Annotated in this window: 4 protein-coding genes; all 4 read right to left on the reverse strand. The window is 63.8% G+C overall.

What is annotated here, in order from left to right:
- Positions 1-38: 38 nt before the first annotated feature.
- The 4 genes from lspA to murJ all read right to left on the reverse strand — a co-directional run bounded on the left by lspA (position 39) and on the right by murJ (position 5,950).
- Positions 39-539: a signal peptidase II gene (lspA, locus tag H6X51_RS12575; RefSeq protein WP_185267828.1), complete on the reverse strand. Its 501-nt coding sequence runs from the start codon at positions 537-539 to the stop codon at positions 39-41.
- Positions 532-3,363 carry an isoleucine--tRNA ligase gene (gene ileS, locus H6X51_RS12580; RefSeq protein ID WP_185267829.1) on the reverse strand — a complete coding sequence of 944 codons (2,832 nt, stop codon included), beginning with the start codon at positions 3,361-3,363 and terminating at the stop codon, positions 532-534. The genes lspA and ileS overlap by 8 nt, the downstream gene beginning before the upstream one ends.
- Before the next feature lie 10 nt (positions 3,364-3,373).
- Entirely contained in the window at positions 3,374-4,312 is a 939-nt protein-coding gene (gene ribF, locus H6X51_RS12585; protein WP_185267830.1) for a bifunctional riboflavin kinase/FAD synthetase, read from the reverse strand.
- A 69-nt stretch (positions 4,313-4,381) separates the two neighbouring features.
- The gene (murJ, locus tag H6X51_RS12590) at positions 4,382-5,950 is read right to left on the reverse strand and encodes a murein biosynthesis integral membrane protein MurJ (RefSeq protein ID WP_185267831.1); all 1,569 of its coding nucleotides are present in this window, start codon (positions 5,948-5,950) and stop codon (positions 4,382-4,384) included.
- Positions 5,951-6,130 lie beyond the last annotated feature (180 nt).

Consider the following 6,130-nt stretch of genomic DNA (forward strand, 5'->3'; position numbering starts at 1 on the left):
CTCGCGGGAGAGGGTTGGGGAGAGGGGGGAGGAATAGCCTACGCCTTGGCCTTGCCCTGCCCCGGCCAGAACATATCCGCAATCAACAACACCGCCCCCACGGTAATGGCACTGTCGGCGATGTTGAAGGCCGGGAAGAACCAGCTCTGCTGCCAGTGCACCAGGATGAAATCCACCACATGGCCGTGCACTATGCGGTCGTACAGGTTACCCAGCGCACCACCGAGGATCAGCGCCAGTGCGGCGGCTTCCAACCATTTGTCGCGGTGTAGGCGTGACAGCCAGACCAGCAGCATGACGCTCACCCCCACCGCGATGGTGATGAAGAACCAGCGCTGCCAGCCACCGGCATCCGACAGGAAGCTGAACGCAGCACCTGGATTATAGGCCAGGGTGAAGCTGAACAGGCCGTCGATCACCGGCACCTGCTGGTACAGGCCGAGACTCGATTCGGCGACCCATTTGCTCAGCAGGTCCAGCGCGATGACCACGGCACTGAGCCATAACCACACCAGGCCATTCCAACGCCGCTCAGGCATGCTGGCGAACCTCGCCCGGGCCTTCGATGTTGGTCACGCAGCGGCCGCAGATATCCGGGTGTTCCGGGTTGCTGCCGACATCCTCGAGGAAGTGCCAGCAACGGGTGCATTTGCTGTGGGCGGACTTGACGATGCTCAGCTTGAGGCCAGCCACATCAGTCTCGACGGCACCCTCGACGGCGTCAGCCAGGGGTGCAACACGGGCGGAGGAGGTGATCAGCACGAAGCGCAGTTCGTCACCCAGCTTGGCCAGTGTCGTGCTCAGTTGCTCATCGGCATACAGGGTCACCTCGGCCTGCAGGTTGCCGCCCAGCACCTTGGCGTTGCGCAGGTTTTCCAGCTCCTTGTTCACCGCCATTTTCACCGCCAGCACCTGGTCCCAGAAGGCGCGATCCAGTTCACTGTCTTCAGGCAGCGCCGTCAGGCCGTCGTACCAGGTGTTGAGCATCACCGATTCGTTACGCTCGCCGGGCAGGTACTGCCAGATTTCCTCGGCGGTGAACGCCAGCACCGGCGCGATCCAGCGCACCAGCGCTTCGGCGATATGGTACATGGCGGTCTGGCAGGAGCGCCGCGCGGTGCTGTCGGTACCGGTGGTGTACTGGCGGTCCTTGATGATGTCCAGATAGAAGCCACCCAGCTCCTGCACGCAGAAGTTGTGTACCTTCTGGTAGACGTTCCAGAACTTGTAGGTGTCGTAGGCTTCGCTGATTTCCTGCTGCAGCAGCAGCGCGCGATCCACCGCCCAGCGGTCCAGGTCGAGCATCTGCTCAGGGGCCAGGGCGTGCTGTTTCGGATCGAAGCCGTTGAGGTTCGACAACAGGAAGCGTGCGGTATTGCGGATGCGGCGATAGGCGTCGGCGCTGCGCTGCAGGATCTGCTTGGACACCGCCATCTCGCCGGAATAGTCGGTGGACGATACCCACAGGCGCAGGATGTCGGCACCCAGGCTGTCGTTGACTTCCTGCGGGGCAACCACGTTGCCCAGCGACTTGGACATCTTGCGGCCGTTCTCGTCGACCACGAAGCCGTGGGTCAGCAGGCCGCGGTACGGGGCGTGGCCGTCAATGGCGCAGCCGGTCAGCAGCGAAGAATGGAACCAGCCGCGGTGCTGGTCGGAGCCTTCCAGATACAAGTCGGCGCGCGGGCCTTCGTCATGGCCCATGGGGTGCGAGCCGCGCATCACATGCCAATGGGTGGTGCCGGAATCGAACCACACGTCCAGGGTGTCGCTGATCTTGTCGTACTGGGCAGCCTCGTCGCCGAGCAGCTCCGCCGCATCGAGCTTGAACCAGGCTTCGATGCCCTCTTTCTCCACGCGCTGGGCGACCTGCTCCATCAGCTCGACGGTACGCGGGTGCAGTTCACCGCTTTCCTTGTGCAGGAAGAACGGGATCGGCACGCCCCAGTTGCGCTGGCGCGAGATACACCAGTCCGGACGCCCGGCGATCATGCCATGCAGACGGGCCTGGCCCCAGCCCGGTACGAACTGGGTCTGCTCGATGGCATCCAGCGCGCGACGACGCAGCGAGCTGCCGTCATGCGCGATCTTGTCCATGCCGACGAACCACTGCGCGGTAGCGCGGTAGATCAGCGGCGTCTTGTGGCGCCAGCAATGCATGTAGCTGTGCTGGATCGGCTCGTGCTTGAGCAGCGCGCCGACTTCGTCGAGCTTGGCGACAATATTGGCGTTGGCCTTCCAGATGAACTGGCCGCCGAAGAACGGCAGGTCGCTGACATACACGCCGTTGCTCTGCACCGGATTGAGGATGTCGTCGTTTTCCATACCGTAGTGCTTGCAGGTACGGAAGTCGTCCTCACCGTAGGCCGGGGAAGAGTGGACGATGCCGGTACCAGCGCCGGTCTCGACGTAGTCGGCCAGGTACACGGGCGAGAAACGCTCGTAGAACGGGTGACGGAAGCGGATGTTTTCCAGTGCCGCGCCTTCACAACGGGCGATGATTTCGCCTTCGAGACCGTAGCGCTGCAGGCAGGACTCGACCAGCTCCTCGGCCAGCACCAGCAGCTTGTCGCCGGTATCGACCAGCGCGTAGATGAATTCCGGGTGGGCGTTCAGCGCCTGGTTGGCCGGGATGGTCCAGGGGGTGGTGGTCCAGATGACGATACTGGCGGGCTTGCTCAGCTCGGCCACACCAAAGGCCGCAGCCAGTTGGCCGGCATCCTCGACGGCGAAGGCCACGTCGATGGCATCGGACTTCTTGTCCTGGTATTCGACCTCCGCCTCGGCCAGTGCCGAGCCACAATCGAAGCACCAGTTGACCGGCTTCAGGCCCTTGAACACGAAGCCACCCTCGACCATCTTCGCCAGCGCGCGGATCTCGCCCGCTTCGTTGGGAAATTCCATGGTCTTGTAGGGGTTATCCCAGTCACCGAGCACGCCCAGGCGGATGAAGTCGGCCTTCTGCCCTTCAATCTGCTCGGCGGCATAGTCGCGGCAGCGCTCGCGGGTCTGATCCGCCGGCTGGTTCTTGCCGAAGGTGGTCTCGACCTTGTGTTCGATCGGCAGGCCATGGCAGTCCCAGCCCGGCACATAGGGCGCATCGAACCCGGACAGGGTCTTGGAACGCACGATCATGTCCTTGATGATCTTGTTCACCGCGTGGCCGATGTGGATGCTGCCATTGGCGTAGGGCGGGCCGTCATGCAGGACGAACTGCGGGCGGCCCTTGCTGATTTCACGAATCTTCTGATAGAGACCGATGCTGTCCAGGCGTTTCAGGGTTTCCGGCTCACGGGCCGGCAGACCGGCCTTCATCGGGAAGTCTGTTGCGGGCAGGTTCAGCGTCGCTTTGTAATCAGTCATCTTTCCTGGCTCACTTGTTCAGTTCGGCAGCCCATTGGGCACGTGCGGTGGCGAAATCAGCCTTGATGGCATCCTGCAAGGCCTGCAGCGAGTCGAAGCGCTGCTCTTCACGCAATTTTTCATGAAATACCACGGTAATGCGACGGCCATACAGGTCGCCATTGAAATCCAGCAGGTGCACTTCCAGGTGCGCACGACCATCACCGTCCACCGTCGGACGGCTACCGATATTGGCCACGCCCAACTGCCGCACCCCGTCCAGCTCGACGCTGACGCGGTAGACACCATTGAGCGGCGCGCTGATACGCTTGAGCTGGACATTGGCCGTCGGCGCACCAAGTTGCCGGCCCAGTTTCTGGCCATGCAGCACTCGGCCAGTGATGCTGAACGGGCGCCCCAGCAAGCGCTCGGCCTGGGCAAAATCACCCTCGGCCAGCACCTGGCGTACCCGGGTGCTGCTGACCCGCTCGCCGTTCTCCGCCACGGTATTGGCCGACTCCACGGTAAAGCCGTGGCGCTGGCCGCTGACACGCAGCAGTTCGAAGTCACCGGCACGGTCGCAGCCGAAGCGGAAATCATCACCCACTTCCAGGTGCTGCACACCGAGGCCATCGATCAGCACCTGCTGGATGAACTCGTCGGCGCTGAGTTCGCGCAGGCGGCGATTGAACGCCAGGCACAGCACGCGGTCGACGCCCTGCTGCTCCAGCAACGCCAGCTTGTCACGCAGGCGCGTCAGGCGCGGCGGCGCACTGCCAGGGGCAAAGTACTCACGCGGCTGCGGCTCGAAGATCACCACGCATACGGGCAGGCCGGCGCGCTCGCCATGGGCTTTCAGGCGTTTGAGAATCGCCTGGTGGCCGGCATGGACGCCGTCGAAATTACCGATTGTCGCCACGCACCCACGGTGCTGGGGGCGCAGATTGTGCAGGCCACGGACCAGTTCCATAACGCTCGTTATTGGCAGAGAGATCAAAGCCGGCAAGTATACAGGGTTACGGGGGCTGGCGTCATGGGCTCACCGCCGCAGATGTCGCATGCGCAGGCCGCTGGCGACCAGGGTGGCGACGAACACCGCGATCCCCGCCACCACCAGGATGGTCATCTGCCAGGCCTTCTGCTGCCAGCCCCAGGCGAACCACTGCTGCACATCCGCCGCCAACCACAGTACCACCACCGCCAGCGCGGCGCAGGCCAGCACCAGCCGCAGCAGGAACAGCGGCCAGCCCGGTTGCGCCTGGTAGACACCGATCTTGCGCAGCCCCCACCAGAGCATGCCGGCATTGAGCAGGGCCGACATCGAGGTGGCCAGCGCCAGGCCGACGTGGGCCAGCGGCCAGACCAGGATCAGGTTGAATACCATGTTCGCGGCCATGCATATGATCGCCACCCGTACCGGCGTCTTCATGTCCTGGCGGGCGAAGTAGCCGGGCGCCAGCACCTTGATCAGCATGAAGGTCATCACCCCCACCGCGTAGGCGCGCAGCGCGTTGGCCGACTGCACCACGTCGCGCTCGGTCATGGCGCCATAATGGAACAGCGTGGCGATCAGCGGCTCGGCCAGCAGTAGCAGCGCCAGCGCCGCCGGCACACCGACCAGCAGCACCATGCGTACCGCCCAGTCCAGGGTCGCGGCAAAAGCCTTGGGGTCTTCGCCGGCATGCTGGCGCGACAGCGCCGGCAGGATCACCGTGCCGATGGCGATACCGAAGGCGCCCAGCGGCAATTCCGACAGACGGTCGGCGTAGTACAGCCAGGAGATGCTGCCGGTCTGCAGAAAGGACGCCAGCACGGTATCCAGCAACAGGTTGATCTGGCTGACCGACACGCCGAACAGCGCCGGCACCATCAGCGTCATGATGCGCTTGACACCCTCGTGGTGACGATCCGGGCGCGGCACCGGCAACAGGCGGATCTGCGCCAGGAACGGCAACTGGAACAGCAGTTGCGCCACCCCGGCGATGAAGACCCCCCAGGCCAGCGCCATGATCGGCTGGTCGAAGTACGGCGCCATGAACAGCGTAGCGCCGATCATGCACAGGTTGAGCAGCACCGGCGTGAACGCCGGCACGGCAAAGCGCCCGTAGCTGTTGAGGATCGCGCCACACAGGGCGGTCAGCGAGATCAGGAACAGGTAGGGAAAGGTGATGCGCAGCATGTCCGTGGCCAGCGCCAGCTTTTCGGTCTGACCATGGAAGCCCGGGGCGAACAGCGTGATCAGCACCGGCGCACCAGCCACACCCAGCAGGGTGATACCGGCCAGGGTCAGGCCGAGCGTGCCGGTGACCCGGTTGACCAGGTTCTTCACCTCGGCCAGCGCGTATTTGGCTCGATACTCCGACAACACCGGGACGAAGGCCTGGGCGAAGGCACCCTCGGCGAACAACCGGCGCAGGAAGTTGGGAATCTTGAAGGCAATGAAGAAGGCATCGGCTTCGGACTTGGAGCCAAAGTAGGCCGCGACCACCACATCACGCACCATACCCAGCACCCGCGACAGCATGGTCATGATGCTGACCACCATGCCGGAGCGCAGCAGACTGGGGGCCTTATCGGCGGGGGCGGCCGGTGGAGTGGTATCGGTCATGGATCACGTCAATCGGGTTTGGGAGTGGTTCAAGAGCGCGATCATAGCGCTAACCGGATATACTTGGACACCTTGAGCATCTGCGCAGGTATTAGAGGCCGCAGTCGTCGAGCAGGCGCTCGATAAGATGGTCTCCTCCCTCCCCCTCTACGGCGTCGCGATGCGCCAGAGGATAGATGC

This window comes from Halopseudomonas xiamenensis (assembly GCF_014219065.1).
Lineage (GTDB): Bacteria > Pseudomonadota > Gammaproteobacteria > Pseudomonadales > Pseudomonadaceae > Halopseudomonas > Halopseudomonas xiamenensis.